Here is a 19,593-nt window from a genome sequence, read left to right as displayed (position 1 = left end):
ACAAGTTCTTTTTCACTACATTTTAAACGATTTCTTTATTAACAACATAAACCAAATTAAAGTAACTGCCATCAACGAATGAGAAAATCCTACAATATAAGTTAACCCTTTAAAGTCAGCTCCATTTAACTGAAGAAGCCCTCTCGCTGCTAGCGAACCTAACATTAATGTTAATGCAATATTATGTAAAACAAACCACTTATTAAACCCTTGCACTTCATGAAACGCGAATACTTTTGCTAATCCTAAAGCAATTAAAAAAAAGAAAAAGCCAAGTACAAGTGTATGCGTATGCAAAAGATTTAACAAAGTAGACCCTAAAATCCCTTTATACTTACCATACTCCCTAGCGAAAATCCCTGATAATAAACCGATAATCAAATACGTAAACGATGCATTATATAATTTCTTCATTATGTACCTCCTTGAGTAGAATGTATAGTGTGTCATATTTAGTAATAATGATAGTTATATAGTAAAAACTCCTAGTCACCTAGGAGTCATTGTATAAGCATCTCACTCTTTACAATTAATCCTAATTATAAGATATCTCTCTATACAAAACAAACGAACTTTATGTGAACAAACACCCCCATTAAAATATGTTGCACTTTTGTTTTACACAATCCATACTAATTGTTATAACTTTTTAAAGGTGGTGTAATTATTGATAGTTCTTGAAACTGAACGTCTTAATCTTCGCTGGTTTGATATAAAAGACGCTCCTTTTATTCTTGAGTTAGTAAACGATCCTGCATGGATTCAGTTTATCGGTGACAAAGGAGTTAGTAACTTAGAAGATGCAAAAAATTATATTGTAAACGGTCCCATCGATATGTATAACAAACTTGGATTCGGCCTTTACTTAGTAGAACGAAAAAAAGATCTCACTCCACTTGGTATGTGTGGCCTTATTAAAAGAGATTCATTAGAAGACGTTGATATCGGGTTTGCCTTTTTAGAGACATTCCGTTCAAAAGGATATGGCTACGAGTCAGCTTCTGCGATAATCGAATACGGTGTACAAAAGCTCGGCATGAAACGAATTGTAGCAATTACTTCTGTAGATAACATCGCCTCAGGAAAGCTTTTAGAAAAAGTAGGATTACGATTTGAGAAAATCATTTCAGATTCAGGAGAAGATTTAAAATTATTTGGGTATAACGCATAGTAAAGAAGGTCGCCGTGAATGGTGACCTTCTTTACTATTTTACTGATCTCGTCATAATACTTTTAGTTCCATTTATAGTTTTGCAGTAATTCTTGTGATTACTACTATGCCTTTCATATCACATTTTTTGGAAATTCATAGAAATAAAACTTTCACATTTAAATAAATTATATTAATATATCAAATAAAGGAAGTGAGAATAAATGGAACAACCGCTATTTTTATTAGTTCTTCAATTCATTGCATTCATATTAATCATTTGTATCGTATATGGAATGTTGTACAATACCGTATTAAATTTAAATATGCCTAAATGGACTGCACATATAGTAGCTACGGTCTTTTCCCTTGGTATTACCTATCAAGCTTTTATAAATTTTATTTGAAAAACTTTTGTAGCAATTACTTCTATTGTTGATGCAGTAAAGCTTTTAGAAAAAGCAGGATTGCAATTTGAGAGGGTTATTTCAAGATCAGAAAACGTAACCATTTTTTATACAGTCTTTCCAGCGCAAAATAGTGAAGAAGTTAGTTCCGCTGAAAGTGTGTTTGCATAAAAAGAAATGAATTTAATTGATGCTACAAAAATTTTATTTTAATTCTGGTTCTATTGTTTGGAATCGTTCTAGGGTACCATTTGTGTGGACTTTAAAAATTTTCATTTGCGCACCAAAATGTTGCGTTAAGTAAAATGTATCACCAGTTATTAAATTTCCAATCTTCCAATCAGGTTGATATGTACTTTCCATGGAACTTTCTAAATCCCCAATCATTATTAAATTGATATATAATGAAGATGAACTACTCAACATTTTCGTTAAAGATAGTCTATCAACCTCTAACTACCTAATGAACTCAAGTAAACACATCTTCAGTCATTTTAAGAGGTACAAAAGGCACCCTTTCGGGTGATTTTTGTATAAAAATTCTATTTTTTTATATTCGATACCAACCACGAACCTTTTTAAAATAATAGTATCATTATGTCTCCTTTTTAGAGATTATTTTTAATTACCTTTAATTTTTTGCACCAGAACCGGAAAATCCCTGACTACTCGAAATATCAACTATCAGGTGCTAATATTCAATAACGCGTACTGAAAATGATTAAACATTTTTATAAACCCGTGGAACATTTAAGAAATCAATTTTTCTCTTATCGAAATTTAATTAGCTTACAGTAATACAGTGGTCATATATTTTTAAGAATAACGGAAGAATATATAGAAATTGCTACAGAAATGTGAAGTTTAATTAATTTAGGAGGAACAAACTTGTTTAATCAGCTTGTAAAAGTTATACCGAATTTATTTACGATTGGAAATTTATTGTGCGGTGTTTTCTCAATCACCTTGAATATGAGTGAATATTTAGGAGCAGCCTCCATTCTCATTTTCTTTTCAGCTGTTTTAGATTTTCTTGATGGAAGAATTGCAAGAAAATTAAAAGTGAACAGTGAGTTTGGCGTAGAATTGGATTCCTTAGCTGATATTGTTAGTTTCGGCGTCGCTCCTGCGCTTTTATTTCATACGATAGCAACACCTTCTATTTTAACTTCTTTGGCATTTATCCTATTCCCAACAATGGGTGCTTTAAGATTAGCTAAATTTAGTATTAAACCAACTATTGGATATTTTAAGGGATTACCTATTCCAGCTGCAGGATTATCATTGGCTGGTATGGCATTGTTTTCATATAGTAATGCATGGATTACTTTAATCCTCGCCCTCTTAATGGTAAGTCCCATTAGGTTTAAAAAATTTTAATGAAGGTCACGCCCAACGCCATTAAGGAGCATTTTAAATGGATTTAACGCGTCAATAAGTATAAAAAAGCGGGACAATAATATTAAATTAGGTGCCCTTCGAAAAATTAAAACCTTGTATTTATGGCTATTGGGTTAATCCATCGATATGTTATTCTGAAACGTCAGTCCACTTTTAACAGGAGCTCCCTTTATCAAGAGAGCTCCTGTTCTTATTTCTTCTTCTTTTCTGTCGGTTGGCTTTGTTTAGCAAAATTAGATGAATCATCAAAATTCGGTTGCTTTTTACCAGCATTATTACTTCTACCTTTTCCCATATGTAATGCACCTCCCCTCCCCCTTACTATTCCCAATAAAAAAATTCTCTTGCATCCAAGAGAATTTTAAATTGGGTTCTTATTGATAATACCTAAGTACTTCCAACACTGCCATTCCATAAAAGATGGATCCAATGTTAAATTATTTAATGCTAAAACAAATATTACATTTTCATATTTAACTGGATAATCAATTAATAATCCTAATGTATTTCCTGAATCTGCGACAATTATGATTCCCTTTTCTAACACGTCATCTATAACTTCTTTTAATTATTCTTACCTAGCATATAATATTTTCCTACACATTGAGATTGCATGTTGTATAAGGAAGCCCTTCTTCTTTCCATGCAAGAAATCCTCCCTTTAAATTCACTACTTCCTTTATACCAGCTCTTTGTAAAATACTAGCTGCTATAGCGGAACGTAATCCGGTTCGACATTGCAAAACTATTGGAAAATCTTTCGGTATATAATCTAGTTGTTCAAATAGATTACCTAAAGTGATATGTATTGCATCATGAAGGTGTCCTTCCTCCCACTCTTTTTTACTACGCACATCGATAACCTTAACGCTTCCACCTTTTATATGCGGATATAATTCAATCGATGTTTTTTCTTTGTAACTTTCAAATCTATCAAGTCTTTGTATTACTTTTAAAGGTGCAAAAGCAATAATATTATCTAACCCAATAGATTCAAATTCTCTAATAACTGCCTCTACTTTAACTTTTTCCTCATCTAGAATTATTAAAGTTTCTTTTTTATAATCTAATAACCATCCACACCAAGTTGTGAAAGAATTGTTATAAGGTATGTTAATTGACTTCTCGATATGACCTGCAGCAAAACTCTCTACATCCCTTATATCAACTATTTGATAAACGCTCTTCAAAATTTCTTGAAGTTCTTCTACTGTATTAATAGCAGTACTTTTTCTCTTCTTACGAATTGGCGGACCATACTTATTTAAATTCTTCATTAATGAAAAATACTTTGGAGGCTCTGGCTGTCCCGTCAATAAAGTCGATATAAAATCACTTTCTTCATTACACCGAAATGCCCAATTGAACATCTTTTCATAACCTAATGTAGAAGTTGGAATTGCTCCTAATGCTTTTCCACATGCGCTTCCCGCACCATGTGATGGCCATATTTGCAAATAATCAGGAAGTATTTTTATTTTTTGTATAGAATCAAATAATTGTTTCGCTCCTATTTTTGCAGTATCTTTAATACCGACTGCAGTTTCTAATAAATCCGGTCTTCCTATATCTCCTACAAATATAAAATCACCTGTGAATATTCCTATCGGTTTATCATTCGTATAATTATTTTGACTTGTATCAGTTACTAAAAAAGAAATACTTTCAGGCGTATGCCCTGGGGTGTGAATTACATTAAATTTTATATGACCTACTTTAAACTCTGTGCCCTCTCTAACCAATTTGTATCGACCTTCGTTAAGATATTGATATTTCCAATCACAATCTCCTTCATCAGATACATATAAATTTGCATGGTAAAGATTAGAAAATTCTCTAGACCCAGAAAGAAAATCAGCATGAATATGAGTCTCAGCCGCAGCAATTACTTCCATCCCCTCTTTCTTAGCAAATTCTATATATTGTTCTATATAGCGACTAGGATCAATAACGATTGCTACGCCTTCTTTCTGACAACCGACTAAATAGGAAGCATGTGCTAATTTTTCATCATAAAAATATTTTAAAAGCATAGCTATTCCCTCCAATTAGTTATTTCAAATTAATTTTCAATTTTTGTAACCACTTTTTATCTTCTCCTATAGAATCCCTTTCAGCATTAAATTCCAATACATATATGGCAACATATATCTTTTAAGTAAAAACATACTATACCGTTCTTTCGCTTGATTAAATGGAAACGTTTCTTGAGGCTCATGTTCATAGTTAAATTCAGCAAGTATAAGACTTTTATATCCTGTAACAATCGGACATGATGTATATCCATCATATTTAGCCTGTAAATCTCTTCCGCTAAGTACGTCCATAATATTTTGTTTTAAGACGGGTATTTGTTTTCGAATTGCTGCTCCAGTTTTAGAGGTAGGTAAATTGGTACAATCTCCAAGTCCAAAAATATTTTTATATTGCACATGCTGCAAAGTATAAGGGCTTATATCTACCCACCCCTGATGATCACTTATCTCACTCTCTTTAATAAAATTAGGTGGCCCCATTGGCGGAACAACATGTATCATACTATATGGTACGGTTTCTCTTTTTAGTGTTTGCGTATCTTCAAAAATTGCCTCTCTCTTTTCGGCGATAATTTCCACTAGATTTTTATTATAATTCGTTATAATTTGCTTTCTTTCTAGTACTTGTTCTAAAGTATTTGCATATCGTGGAACCTGAAATATGTTATTGTTTGCAGAATAAAATATTACTTTACTTCTGTTTCTTACACCACTATTACAAAAATACTCCTCTGCTAAGTACATAATTTTTTGTGGAGCACCACCGCATTTAATAGGAGTATTAGGGTGGGTAAAAAGCGCATTTCCTCCTTTAAATTTTTCGATTTCTCTCCAAGTAGAATCAACATATGTATAAGAATAATTGCTACATACCCCATTAGTGCCAATAGACTCTTTTAAGCCTTTAATACTGTCCCAATTTATTTGTATACCAGCTGCTACAATAAGAATTTCATACTCAAGTAGCAGTCCGTCATCTAAAAGTATCTTATTTTCAGATGGAAATAACTTAACAACACTTTTAGGGATCCACGTTGCCCCTTTTGGAATAAGCGATTCCTGATTACGCATCGTACTTTCCTTTGAAACAATTCCTCCCCCCACTAAACTCCATAGTGGCTGAAAGTAATGTTTTTTTGATGGATCAATAATTGCTATACTTTCTTTCAATAGGGGTACATTTCGTAATAAATGTGCAGTAGAAGATAGTCCTGCTGTCCCAGCACCAATTACAATAATTTTATAACTATCTCTGGTCTTCATTATCCTCTTCCTATCTAAAATTGATTTTTAAATTAACTAATTAGTAGCCATTTTTTCATCGTAGTAACATTATTATAAGTTAAAAACATCATAGTTTTATCTGATTTAAATGAAAATTTTGTTAATTTTACCATTAACATTACTATATGCGTGAATCCCCTATGTTACTTCCATATTTTAGTTTTAATATTAAAACTAAATATTGTTATATAAAATAATACATTAAAATACTTTTCATGAATCCGGATAAGTAATGTTTAAAAAACAACAATTTTACTACAGTAATCAAGAACAGTTTTCTAAATTAAGTTACTGCAGAAAATATAACTCTGGCGCAATATCCCTACCAGCTTTCATTCCAATAGTAACTCCATGATATAACATCAAAGATGAAATCCCTCAACTTAGGTATTTGACTTTTTAAATTTATACAAATGTCTTAGCTCTATGTACTGTGATATATAGGTCCACATCAATATGTTATTGCATCATATACTGAACAGATAATTTAAATTACTTTTATAAAGGATGATGAGGATGAACCTAGAAGATATACAAAAATCCTATGGCGTAATTGTAAGTTTAGGAGGATTGTGTCAAGTCACCAACCAAATCAAAAGACACAATTTAAGAACATTTTCTGGACCTTTAGATTGGTTTTATTATCCATCACTTTCAGATGTAAACAGATTACTTCAAAATCGATTTAAAAAATTTATGAAGTTGGAAAATATGATTATAGAAGGTTCAGAAAGTTACGGTCTTATTGAATCAGAATTTGATAATCAAATTAAATGGGCAGAACGAATTACCTACTGTATAAAGGACACTTATTATAATTGTTTTTCAATGCATGATTTTCCTATTAATTCAGAAAAGGATTTGAAATCAACCTATCCTTCTTTTAAAGCTAAATTAGACACTAGAATTAATCAATTCCTTGAAAAAATAAATAGTAGTGAATCCATTTTATTCATTAGAATTTGGGGAAATCGAGATGAAGCGGTTGAATTACAAAACGTATTATCTAAAATTACAAATAAGGATTTTAATATCCTTATTGTTAATTTCAAGGAGGGTATATCTAATATTGTTGAACAAAATTGGGGAATATCGCGGGTTTGTTCAATTGAACTCCCACGTTATCAGGATAGATGGGAAGGTGATGATTCCGATTGGGATGTTATTTTAAACAAAATAACATTAACTTAATAATTTCCTTCTTACTTTTAACATGATTTGGCCCGTAAAATCAAATAGGTGTAGAGAAATAAAATTCCTGTCTAATTGATACACACTTAATTAACAAAACGTTCATATAATAATTCGTAAGTCCTTCTTTATTGAATAAATAGTTCTTTACAAAATTAGTTCCATCACTAGAGCACCTTTATGCGGTGCTCTTTTTTGAATTTATAAAATGTAAAAATAGTTGTTCCATTTTCCTTCAAATGACTAATTCCCTTTGTTATTCTTCTGTTGATTTCTGTATAATCATTTATGCGATCAGCATATTCTGCTTATGTAGTGCATTCACGACTACTTACTTCCATACTTTATCTTATATTTTGTCTTCTTGGATATTTCATTATAAGCTTCTTCAATTCCCTTGATTTCCTTCCCCTTCTTTTATCTTAAGAACAAGCAATTTCTTTCATTAATATTAAATAAACTAAAGCATAGATTTTAAAAGAACCTAATTTACATATAATTAATGATAAACTACAATGTGTATTCTCCACGTTTAATCAGCATCTGAATTATAAATCTAACATATTTTTTTAGTTGATTGTCATTATGGTACAACCGTGTATACATTTACCAAACAAACTACATAGTTTAAATTAGTAAAATATATAGAGAGGAAGGAAATAAATCTATGAAAGTCATAATTTTGTGTGGCGGAAAAGGGCTTCGGATGCAAGGAATTTTAGAGGACATTCCCAAACCATTAGTTCGAGTTCAAGGAAAGCCTCTCCTCTTGCATATAATGAATTGGTATAGAAAATATGGACATTCTGATTTCATTTTGCCCTTAGGATATAAAGGTGAGAAAATTAAGGAATATTTTATGGACTTTAGCTGGAAAGAGAATGACTTTAGTTTGAATTTTAAAACCAGTCAATATACGCTACTTCAGAAATTAGAAAATTGGAATATACACTTTATAGATACAGGAATTGATACAATGACCGGGGCAAGACTAAAAAAACTTGAATCCTTTGTACAGGGTGAAACCTTTTTATTAACTTATGGTGACGGATTAGCCAATATAGATATTGATCAACTAATAGCATTCCATAAAGAAAAAGGAAAAATTGCTACATTAACTGGAATTAAAAAAAATAGTCAATACGGCCTATTGGCGGTCGAAGATGGAATTGCTATTGATTTTAAAGAAAAACCATTACTTGATGAAGTAATTAATGGCGGTTTTTTTGTATTTAACAAAGAAATATTCGATTATTTAAGTAATAATGATGATTGTGTTCTAGAAGAAGATCCTCTTCGAAATTTAATAAAAGACAATGAGCTCGCAGTCTATGAACACAATGACTTTTGGGCTAGTGTCGATACACCTAAAGATTTAAAAACTGTAAATGAAAGTTGGAATCCAAATAAATTTTAGTGGAGAGGACTGAATAAGCATTGAACTCTAATGATAAAAAAATAAGTTTACCTCGATTGTATATCCCCTCTAATGAGAAAATAGTTAACCCACTTTCAACAGGAATTAAAGCTTCAAATCTCTCCAAAAAAAATACTCAAAAAAGAATTGATCCCCAATTCTATAATCAACAACATGATCTAAATAATCATTTCTGCGTCATTGTAGGTAGTGAGTATGTCTTGAAAATTATTGCTTTACAGCAATCATTAATGCAGTACTCAGAAAAATTCACATTGTGGATTTGTTGTATAGATCCTTTTGTATATTCACTATTAAAAGAAATGAGTTTAATTAATGTAAACCTTTTACAAGTTGAAGAATTGGAAGATCGTGAATTAAAAGCAATTAAGAGAAAAAGAAAAGTAAATGAATATTGTTGGACTTTAAAATCTGTCTTGATAGAATATTTATTGGTCAATTATGATTTACCATCTATTCTATATTGTGATGGTGATTTATGCTTTTTCTCTGACCCTAATATTATTTTTGAGGAATGGGGTGACCATTCTATTTTCCTAACCCCCCAAAGAGATCGTGATTGGGTAGAAAAAATGTATGGAAAATATCAGGCTGGTCTAATTGGATTTAAGAATGATCTCTATGGACTAAAAAGTGTAAGATGGTGGAAAAATAAATGTATAGATTGGTGCAGTGCCGAGGCTGAGGAGGGGAAATTTGGAGACCAAAAGTATTTAGATTATATCCCTATATATTTTCCAAAAGTAAAAATTTCAAATAACTTAGGTATAAATGCTGCGCCTTGGAACTGTATATATAATAACGATTATAAAATTGACAAGACTAAAAACGATATATTTATTGAAAACGACAAACTAGTTGTTTACCATTTTGCATGTATTACTATCTTTACTGAAAATGATTTTGATCTTTGGTCTTTGGGAGAAATTTCAATACCCAATAATATATTAAACCATATTTACACTCCGTATTTAGAGAGAATTCAATTTGTTTTAAAGCAATTAAAGGATAAATTCAATAAAGATACTAAACAATTTTTAAGTAAAAAAGATATAAATAAAGCTCAAACTTTATATAAAGATTCACAATTAAGAAGAAAAATGAATCAATCCAATCATTTTATGAACTTTTCCATGATTATAAGTAAAGAACGATTAATTCAAGGATTGACCTCTTATTATTCCTTAGAAAATTTCAACGCTAAATTTACTGTATGGATCTGTTGTATGGATGATTTAACTTATCAAATATTAGAGAAATTAAAATTAAAGCACGCCATACTAATTCCGGTAAAAGAAATTGAAAATCATGAACTCCTCAGTATAAAAAATGATAGAAGTTTACAAGAGTATTGTTGGACATTAAAAGCGCCCCTATGTCTACATGTCCTTAGTCTTTATCCGGAAGTTGATCACATTATATATTGTGATGCTGATATGTATTTCTTTACAGCACCTAATATCATTCTTGATGAATGGTGGAAGTACTCTGTATTCCTTTGCCCTCAAAGAAGCTCTACTGAAATTGAAAGCATACACGGTATATACCAAGCTGGTTTAGTAGGCTTCAAAAATGATCAAAATAGTAAAGAAATTTTAACATGGTGGAAAGATAAATGCCTAGAATATTGCAATAATCAATATGATGTTGAAATGAATAGATGGGGTGACCAAAAATATTTAAATCACATTCCTAACATCTTTTCTAATATAAAAATCATGACTCATAAAGGTATTGATGCAGCACCTTGGAATGTCATTTTAAATAGCAGTTCTATATCCAAAACAGATAATAAAGTTTTTATTGATCAAGATGAATTAATAGCTTTTCATTTTGGAAGTATGCAAATTATTAATCCAAATGAGTTCGATTTATGGAAACAAGAAACTTTAGAATTACCTCCAGCAGTTTTAGATTATATATACATTCCTTATATTGAACAATTGAACAAGACATGTCATACCCTTCATAATACTTTTCAAAAATCTCCCTCCTCTTTATTTGCTGACCAAATTGATACAACAACAATAAAAAATTATTTTAAATACCCCTCCCCTCATCACAATTAAGACTGATACTTTCCTTATTTAAAAATAAATCTATTTATTTCAGCAACTAAAAATACATCTTAATAAAGGATAGATTATCACTATGATTGCTTCATTTAAAAATAAAACTTTCCTTATTACTGGTGGATACGGTTTTATTGGTTCTCACTTGGCACGAAGACTTTTAAATTTACAAGCAAAAATTGTTCTTTTCATAAGAACACCATCAAACTCTTGGAGACTAAAGGATATTCTAAAATATATTGAAACCTATGAAATAGATATACGAGATAAAAAACAAGTACAAGATGCAATAAAGAAAATTAATCCCGATTATATCTTTCACCTGGCAGCCTATGGTGTAAATTCTGCCCATACAGATTACATCCATGCTATAGAAACAAATGTTATAGGGACTTGTAACATTATTCAAGCAGCAAAATTGGTGAATTGTAAAAAAATCATCAATTTTGGGAGTAGTTCTGAATACGGTAACAAGATGGAACCTATTCATGAAAATATGTTACTAACTCCTGTGGACATCTATGGAAGTACCAAAGCTGCTGCTACTATACTGGCCCATCAAATTTCTAGCGAAAACAATATTAATCTTATAACATTAAGACCTTTTGGCATATTCGGAGAAGGCGAAGAGCCGCATAAAATTTTTAGCTATATAATCTTGCGAGTATTACAAAACAAAGATGTAAATTTAACTTTATGTAATCAATTAAGAGATTATTGTTATATAGAAAATGTAATAGATGCCTGTATCCTAGCAGTAGAAAATACTACTGTACAAAATGAAATCTTTAATATTGGGAGCGGCACTATTCACCCCTTGAAACATTATGTAGAATTATTATTCAAACATTTGAAAACCAATTCCAGACCAAATTACGGTGCAATTTCCTCTAGAACAAATGAAAGATGGGTTCCTGAAGCGGATGTGCAAAAAATAAAAAACTCTCTTTCCTGGGAACCTAGAATTAATATTGAAGAAGGAATTATAAAAACTGTTAATTGGTATAAAAATAATAAACATTTATACCTAACTCCCTAAAAATAGGGTACTAAAGGAGGTGGACTAATTGTTAAACCAAAACTTTAATAATGCTTTTTACGGAAAAAGAATTTTAATTACTGGACATACTGGTTTTAAAGGTTCTTGGTTATCCCTATGGTTGAATGAATTAGGTGCTGCTGTAATCGGATATTCATTAGATCCTAAAAATAAAAATGATAACTTTAACATTACTAACCTTCAAAATAATATAATTGATATTCGTGGAGACATTAGAGATTTTAATAAATTAAATAAGGTTTTTACAGATTATAAACCTGAAATTGTATTCCATTTAGCTGCCCAACCTCTAGTTAAGTATTCATATGAATATCCTAGAGAAACATACGAGGTAAACGTTGTAGGAACTATGAATGTACTAGAGGCAATTCGATTACATGAATCAGCTAAAATAGGAATTATGGTGACAAGTGACAAGTGCTATGAAAATAAAGAATGGCCTTGGGGTTATCGTGAAATTGACCCTATGGGCGGCCATGACATATATAGCTCAAGCAAAGGATGCTGCGAACTTTTAATTTCTTCCTATCGTAATTCTTACTTTTCAGAAGAAAAATTTTCTCAACACAAGAAAATAATTGCAAGTGTTCGAGCTGGTAATGTAATTGGTGGTGGTGATTGGTCAATAGATAGAATTATTCCCGATTGTATACGAGCATTAGAATCAAACAAAAAGATTATTATTAGAAATCCTACTGCTATTAGACCCTGGCAACATGTACTAGAACCTTTAAGCGGGTATTTACTCCTTACAGAAAAAATTATAAATAATGGTATCCTTTTTTCAGGAGCATGGAACTTCGGGCCATCCCTAAGCAATATTGTTTCAGTAGAAAAATTAGTGACCAGTTTACTAGATATTTGGGGCTGCGGGGATTGGACAGCAGAAAATATAGGTCCAATAAATTTTCATGAAGCAAATTTACTAAACCTTGACATTAGCAAAGCAAAATTCAATCTTAATTGGCAGCCAAAATGGTCCCTACAACAGACTTTAGAAAATACAATAGAATGGTATAAACATTATAATTCTTACACCAGTTCTGAGATGAGAAATCTATGTATTAGCCAAATCAAACAATATTGCATGCTTTGAACTACTCCCACTTACCCATACTTGCTGTGAGTTCCTTATGCAGGGAGTCTTCTTGGCTAAAATAATAAAAGATACATTAATTTTTATAGTCTAAATTATAAACCTACTATACCTAAAATTATGTGATTGTCCATTAACAAAAATTTTATTTCTTCGGTTATTTCAAATCAACTATTTACATTATATTGAAGAATAAAGGAATCACGTATTTTTCTAGTGATTCCCTTGTTCTGAGAAAATAATGTCTTGCTTTAACGACAATACAGTATATGTGATTATTAATTTATTTGTTCTAGTTATGAAAAAATCTATTCCTGTCAAAAGAGCTTTCTTCAAAGAAAAACTTCCTTTTTTTTTCACTTATCCTACTTGAAAAGTAAATAATGTTATTTTTCAGATAATTATATCTACTATTTATAGAATTACACTGAGCTTTAACAAGTTTATGCTTATATATTGATTCTCTTATTTATTATCACCAATGTTGATAAATTTATGCATAGCTTATTCTATACACAAATAGCTTTTTGAATTATCTTTTCAGAATAAATAAAGGAGACTTTCTCTTTTATGCACTTTCCCCTTACCAGTCTTAAATTTCCCTTTAATCAACAATAAGAACAAATCTTCAATATAGTACATCTTCTATAAAATAAAACCATACGTAAGATAATTTTACTATTACAAATAATGACATAGTCTGTTTCACCTTTTACATTATCTAAAAAAGAACTTGTAGGAATTCTTACAAGTTCTTTTTTATTTCCTTTATTCTCTTCTTATTTACATACGCAAGATTTATACATTTGGTGGTGATACATACTATATTTATCCGATAAAATAATCTAAAAATTAACACATAATTGATCGTTTTAAGAAAAAGAAATTTCATAAATCTTCAATCACAGTTTCTTAGTTCACCTAATAGAACGTATAAAGACTCATATCATCTTTTGATTATTTTTGGATGTTTTATTCTACGTATATTCGACACAAATTGATTGTTTTTTATGAATTTTCTTGAAAAATATTGTAATATCACTCCATTTTTTCTTCTATTTTGTTATGATGTTTATAATTAAATTGGATTAGGATTTTTTTAGAAAATGGGGGCGTATATTATGAGTGTCTCAGTAAAAGGAAATGAGCAATTAACCTCTCTATTGAACGACTGGTATCGATCTATGCTATCTCAGCAAGTTATAAAAGCTACTAATCTAAAAAAGAAAATTGATGAAAAAATTAATAAGTTAAGCATTGAACCGAATCAAGAGCATCAGGATCAAAATTTGTTACTATACTATTCACTACTCGAATTTCGTTACAAGGTCTTAACAGATAGCCTTGGTATTCAACAAAATAGTTTTGATACTATTAGCGATTATGATATGCCTACAGATCAATTTCTACAATTCTATTATCATTTTTTCAAATCCATTCATTCCACTTTTATATCAAATTATACTGAGGCAGAGGAACATTATAAACTAGCAGAAAAAATATTGGTAGCTATACCAGATGAAATTGAACACGCCGAATTTTACTATAGAATTGCTACTTTCTATCACCATACCTATAACAATCTCGCTTCTATCGAATACGCAAATAAATCGAGAGCAATCTTTTCAAAGTACGAAGGTTATGAAGTAAAAACAGCCTTTTGTAATAGTTTGCTAGGTGGTTGCTGCATCTATTTAAAACAGTACGAACAAGCAGAAGAATATCTACATTGTGCAATTGATTTACTACAAAAAAATAGGGAAGAAGATTCCTTGTTATACGTAAAAAATACTATGGGGTGGCTGTATTCTGATCAAAGTATGTCTACTTTAGCTATTCGTCACCTTTCAGAAGTAACAGAGAAAATCCCTACACACTTCAAGGCCATCTTCCTACAAGCTAAGGAACATTATAAGTTAGGAGAACAATCAACGGCCAGCCAACTCATTGATAAGGGACTACAGATTTGCAGAGAGATTCATAACGAAGAATATACACACCACTTCTCTATTTTAAAAAAATTAAATGAAAATATTCCATTGGAAGAATTAGAAAAAATCATTCAAGAAGGAATCTTATACTTTGAGGAAGAAGAATTATGGGAATATGTTGTCGAATACGCCGAATTATTTGCCACAAAATGTAGACAATTAGAGAACCACCAAAAAGTAAGTGACTATTTCCATATTTGTTATCAAGCAAGACAAAAATCAATCGCAAAAGGAGTGTTAAAATAATGAAAAAAATTAGCTTATTATTATCAAGCATTGCTTTTATTGGGGTATTAACGGTGGGAATTTTTCAGTTTTCTAAAACAGATCAGCTTGCTACTCATGGGCATTATCCTGCTCCTTCATATAGTGTTGGCGATTATGGTGGTGCACCACCACAAATTTAATGTAAATGTATTTAAAAACCCTCCAAATGGAGGGTTTTTAAATGGCTTATCTGCCTGTTCAATACGCATAGAGAGTACATATTATACTTATTTACTATGTTATAAGATTTTTCATTTCCACTCTGTAACAAGATTCTAGCATTCTCTCCTAGAATCTCAACTTAAATCTTAAATCCACCAATTAACTCTTGAAGTTCTTCCGCCATCTGTGCTAATTGTATTGCTGAAGAATTTATCTCTTCCATAGAAGCATGTTGTTCCTCAGATGAACCAGCTATCGTTTGCATACTTGAAGAATTTTCTTTTACAGCCATAGCTATTTGATCAATCGATGTATCGACTTTCATTGCATCAGTAGTCATTGTATTAGATAGTTCCACCATATCATGCACTTTTGACACAATATCATTTGCAGATTTTGAAATCTCATAAAAACTTTGTTTTGTATCGTTAGCAACTTTAATTCCCGACTGTACTTCTACGCCTACTTCATTCATAGCTTTTACAGTCTCATGTACGTCTGCTTGTATTTCCTTAATTAAACTTCCAATTTCCATTGAAGATCCGGATGATTGCTCCGCCAACTTTCTAACTTCATCGGCAACAATTGCAAACCCTCTCCCCTGTTCCCCAGCTCTAGCTGCTTCAATCGCTGCATTTAATGCTAATAAATTTGTTTGTTCCGCAATATTTTGAATCGCTTCTAATATACTGCCAATTTGCTGTGATTTCTTATCTAATAATTTTATGACATTATCGGATTGAGAAACAGAGTGATGGATAGACTGCATTTGTGTTACAGTTTGTTCTACTAATTGTTCACCTTCATTGGCTTTTTGTTTAGTGTATATGGATGAAGCCGATACTTCAGAAGCATTCTCAGCTACGTATTGAATATTTCGTGTTACCTCACCAATTAATTCAGCTCCAGACTCAACTTCATTATTTTGAACCTCTGCACTGTTCGAGATTTCTTCCATCTCTTTTGTAATTTGTTCTGTCGCAACACTTGCTTGCTCTACGCTAGCAGTTAGTTCCTCAGAAGACGCAGCTACATGTCCTGCAGATGTGTTAATTTGAGAAATAATATTACGTAACGACTCTGCCATTGTATTGAAACTACCACCTAATTGACCAAGTTCATCCTTTGAACGAATATCTATTTTCTCGGTTAAATCTCCTTGACTAATTCTTTGAGCTGAAATGACTAATTGTCTTAGTGGAGTAATTATAGATTTGAGTATGAATAGAATTACAATTCCACCTAACAATAATGAAGCACCTATTATAGTGAGCGTTTTATAAAAAATAGGATTGGTAGCTTCTTCAATTTCTTTCGTAGGCATTACGCCAGCTATTTTCCAACCTGTTTTTTTATTTGTCTTAAAGCTTATGTTTCGATCTTCACCATTGAGGCTATAAGTAATTACTCCATCTTCTGTCTTGTACAATTCATCCACTAAAGTTTTATCTAATTTCTCTCCAGGTTTTAGTGATGGATGAACAACTATAGTTTTATCTTGACTAACTATAGATACAAATCCTTGCTTCCCAATTTTTATCATTTTGGATGTTTTTACGATATCTTTAATATTCAAATCTACGCCAATGACACCACTTTTATCTGCATTCTGCTTTGCAATTGCAATTACCATATTTCCTGTAGACTTTGATTTATATGGAGATGAAACAATAATCTCTCCATCTGCTTTTACTGCATCCTTGTACCAACTGCTTTCTAGCGGATTAAACCCTTCTGGTATTTTTCCAACAGGTGCATGAATAAATTGATTGTTACTGGATGCCGTATAAATCGTTTCTATCTCTGGATGTAACTGTATATATTGATCAAATTTATTCTGTACATTTTGCGATTGTTCAGGATTATAATCCCCTTGTGTGAGTACCTTTGCAAAATGAGTGATATCTGTATGCTTATTTTCTAATTCATCATCAACAATCTTATCTAAAATACTTATATTATCTTTTGCTGATTGTAGAATTGTTTCATTAAGATCTGTTTTTGCTTTATTATAAGATGATACTCCTACGATAAGGCTTGGTATAATTAATATTGCTATAAATGCCATAGACAACTTCGTTTTAAGCTTTATTTGCCCCAATCTTTCTTTTATATTAAACACTAGCTACTTCTCCTTTTCATTTTTACTACTTATATAGTTTATTTAAATTTTTCTCCTTTACTTTTCCACATTCATTTATGGTACCATTCGAAATGAAACCACAATTACATCCTATTATCCGTACTTTATAATTTAGAGATTTAATTTTCACAGACAGAGTTTTATCTGCTCTCCTTTCGAATATGTTATTTTTCTAGATTCAGCAATTATTAGACTACGAATTATTCCAAATAAACTTGATGCAACATATACTTCATTTAAAAAATAATTATTGGATTTGTTTGGATAAAAATCTAGTTTAGCGCTAATCCAATCGGATGAAATTCTTACCATATTACATTCACTAAACATAAATAAGTAAATTTATTTCTTTCAATACTTATATTTAACTGCCTTTTAACCATTCTAACTGTATTATTTCATCGTTTTATCTATTTATTACAACCACTTTTGTATTATTGAATCACTAAACTATAAATTCTAAATAGGAGAATAAAATAAATTAGAGAATTACATTGTAACACATATATATAAGTTGTTAATATTAAAATTTAAAACTTTACTATTTTTCATATGCAATATTACATGCGAAAAGCCATAATTTTTTTGTTATACTATGCATGTGGATTTTTCATCCAAAATCCACCCAAACGCATATTTATGTATATGCCACCCTAATTGATGAAAGTGAGAAGAGTGTTTATCATTTTTCTCACTTTCATCAATTAGGGTCTGTTAATATTGATTATTGATAAAAAGTATAAAATAAGGGAAGACACCTTAGAGTTGGTGCTTCCCTTATTTGTTGATTATTCAAATCTAAAATAGGTATTTTCTAAACCTATTCTTTGCTTTAATGTTCTGCCCAAAGCATAATTATTTGGTAATTCTTTTTCAATGACACAAATAATATAACCTGCTTTTCCTGTTGTTAAATTAGTTAGTTGTAAGTAGTTAGTGTTGTCGTAGATATAAGAAATAATATATTCATAGAAATTATTTTCTTTATCTTCTCTATTCATACCAACATTGTACAACCTAACTCTTGCTCCTATCCAAATTTCCTCATCAACATTACTTAAAGGCATCCATTTCGAGTTATCCAATATTTCACCCTTTTCTTAATTCATTCGTTTATACACGAATGTTGCTAGACACAAACTATCATAAGCATCCGTCATTTCATTGATTAGACGACCACCGACAGAGAAAAAAGACTCAACATAGCTTTTTACCCATTGAAACACTTGCTCTTTTAGTTATTTTTACATTTTGAATCTACGAAAATGAATTCCCTTATAAAAACTCTAACAGAGAATCTTCCTTCCAAATTTCACCTAGGGAATTATTTGTTTTCCAAAAAACCTACCAACATCTTTATCAACTCATTTTAGAATATTTAAACAATAATCCCATATACATTACCTGCATAAATTATTCATTTTCTTTTATATAAGACCTATCTTCTTACTTTTAATAGATTATTAGACATTGGATTATTATACATAAATCCCAAAAACATGCGGTATTTTGTAGAATTTTGTCTATCAATATGTATGTACACCCTTTTGTAGTGGATATAGACTGTGAGGTGTAAGGAGATACCTTACAAAATAATAAAAAGGAGATTATAGAATGAGTAGATTAACAAAATTCTCAAAGTTAGTATTTGCAACTTTAATCGCGGGAAGTAGTCTAAGCACCTTTGTTTCGTCACACAGTGTACAAGCTGACACCTTAGATCCTAATTACCAAGACAATGTAAAATTCATACCCCCTTCTAGTGCTAGGCCAAAATTAGAACAAAAAAACACTATTGTTCCAGAAGCAAAAGTTGTTAAAAACCATTATGTAAAGTACTCTAAAGCACATTTCCAAACTAAAGAAAGTATACCAAAAGAGATTTATTATTCTTC

17 protein-coding genes are annotated in these 19,593 nt (G+C 30.8%); 11 read left to right on the top strand and 6 right to left on the bottom strand.

The genetic code is table 11. The features are described 5' to 3' along the window. Positions 1-15: 15 nt before the first annotated feature. Complete coding sequence (locus QO049_RS19625) at positions 16-414, bottom strand: DUF2871 family protein (RefSeq protein WP_000737896.1); 399 nt, start codon at positions 412-414, stop codon at positions 16-18. Between the two features lie 253 nt (positions 415-667). Here QO049_RS19625 and QO049_RS19620 point away from each other — a divergent pair, with 253 nt between their 5' ends. Continuing rightward, positions 668-1,171: a GNAT family N-acetyltransferase gene (locus QO049_RS19620; protein WP_000636208.1), complete on the top strand. Its 504-nt coding sequence runs from the start codon at positions 668-670 to the stop codon at positions 1,169-1,171. A 203-nt stretch (positions 1,172-1,374) separates the two neighbouring features. Continuing rightward, positions 1,375-1,557, top strand: coding sequence for a hypothetical protein (locus QO049_RS19615; protein ID WP_000437513.1), 183 nt, complete (start codon positions 1,375-1,377; stop codon positions 1,555-1,557). A 204-nt stretch (positions 1,558-1,761) separates the two neighbouring features. On the opposite strand, the gene QO049_RS19610 is transcribed toward QO049_RS19615, so the two are convergent. After that, positions 1,762-1,944, bottom strand: coding sequence for a DUF5065 family protein (locus QO049_RS19610; protein ID WP_002000399.1), 183 nt, complete (start codon positions 1,942-1,944; stop codon positions 1,762-1,764). 501 nt (positions 1,945-2,445) lie between these two features. Between QO049_RS19610 and pssA the strand changes: the two genes are divergently transcribed. Beyond that, a complete protein-coding gene (gene pssA, locus QO049_RS19605; RefSeq protein WP_000483080.1) occupies positions 2,446-2,937 on the top strand; it encodes a CDP-diacylglycerol--serine O-phosphatidyltransferase in 492 nt (163 codons plus the stop codon). A 617-nt stretch (positions 2,938-3,554) separates the two neighbouring features. Here pssA and QO049_RS19600 read toward each other — a convergent pair. Continuing rightward, on the bottom strand, positions 3,555-4,991 hold the full coding sequence (locus QO049_RS19600) for an MBL fold metallo-hydrolase (protein ID WP_246960807.1): 1,437 nt from the start codon (positions 4,989-4,991) through the stop codon (positions 3,555-3,557). Positions 4,992-5,057: 66 nt separating this feature from the next. Then, positions 5,058-6,257, bottom strand: coding sequence for an FAD/NAD(P)-binding oxidoreductase (locus QO049_RS19595; RefSeq protein ID WP_000857316.1), 1,200 nt, complete (start codon positions 6,255-6,257; stop codon positions 5,058-5,060). Between the two features lie 537 nt (positions 6,258-6,794). Between QO049_RS19595 and QO049_RS19590 the strand changes: the two genes are divergently transcribed. From QO049_RS19590 to QO049_RS19560, 7 genes are all read left to right on the top strand, one after another. Next, a complete protein-coding gene (locus tag QO049_RS19590; RefSeq protein WP_001047148.1) occupies positions 6,795-7,469 on the top strand; it encodes a papain-like cysteine peptidase in 675 nt (224 codons plus the stop codon). Between the two features lie 667 nt (positions 7,470-8,136). Further along, on the top strand, positions 8,137-8,886 hold the full coding sequence (locus QO049_RS19585) for a sugar phosphate nucleotidyltransferase (protein ID WP_000864432.1): 750 nt from the start codon (positions 8,137-8,139) through the stop codon (positions 8,884-8,886). A gap of 20 nt (positions 8,887-8,906) precedes the next feature. Continuing rightward, on the top strand, positions 8,907-10,976 hold the full coding sequence (locus QO049_RS19580) for a hypothetical protein (protein ID WP_001087526.1): 2,070 nt from the start codon (positions 8,907-8,909) through the stop codon (positions 10,974-10,976). Between the two features lie 82 nt (positions 10,977-11,058). Then, complete coding sequence (locus QO049_RS19575) at positions 11,059-12,018, top strand: NAD-dependent epimerase/dehydratase family protein (RefSeq protein ID WP_246960811.1); 960 nt, start codon at positions 11,059-11,061, stop codon at positions 12,016-12,018. Between the two features lie 28 nt (positions 12,019-12,046). Continuing rightward, a complete protein-coding gene (rfbG, locus tag QO049_RS19570; protein WP_000934338.1) occupies positions 12,047-13,135 on the top strand; it encodes a CDP-glucose 4,6-dehydratase in 1,089 nt (362 codons plus the stop codon). Between the two features lie 1,121 nt (positions 13,136-14,256). Further along, on the top strand, positions 14,257-15,372 hold the full coding sequence (locus QO049_RS19565) for a Rap family tetratricopeptide repeat protein (RefSeq protein ID WP_000116962.1): 1,116 nt from the start codon (positions 14,257-14,259) through the stop codon (positions 15,370-15,372). Beyond that, positions 15,372-15,533 (top strand): hypothetical protein, encoded by a 162-nt coding sequence (locus QO049_RS19560; RefSeq protein WP_000724116.1) that lies wholly within the window; start codon positions 15,372-15,374, stop codon positions 15,531-15,533. The genes QO049_RS19565 and QO049_RS19560 overlap by 1 nt, the downstream gene beginning before the upstream one ends. Positions 15,534-15,694: 161 nt before the next feature. Here the strand turns inward: QO049_RS19560 and QO049_RS19555 are convergent, their stop codons facing one another. Beyond that, positions 15,695-17,677: a methyl-accepting chemotaxis protein gene (locus QO049_RS19555; RefSeq protein WP_000481856.1), complete on the bottom strand. Its 1,983-nt coding sequence runs from the start codon at positions 17,675-17,677 to the stop codon at positions 15,695-15,697. An 809-nt stretch (positions 17,678-18,486) separates the two neighbouring features. After that, positions 18,487-18,765, bottom strand: a complete 279-nt coding sequence (locus QO049_RS19550; RefSeq protein ID WP_033689314.1) for a hypothetical protein — start codon at positions 18,763-18,765, stop codon at positions 18,487-18,489. Between the two features lie 547 nt (positions 18,766-19,312). Between QO049_RS19550 and QO049_RS19545 the strand changes: the two genes are divergently transcribed. Next, positions 19,313-19,593: hypothetical protein (locus QO049_RS19545; RefSeq protein WP_284489408.1), on the top strand; the 281-nt coding region annotated here is incomplete at its 3' end.

This window comes from Bacillus sp. RB3 (assembly GCF_030164735.1).
Taxonomy (GTDB): domain Bacteria; phylum Bacillota; class Bacilli; order Bacillales; family Bacillaceae_G; genus Bacillus_A; species Bacillus_A cereus.
This window is presented reverse-complemented; position numbering and strand designations above follow the sequence as displayed.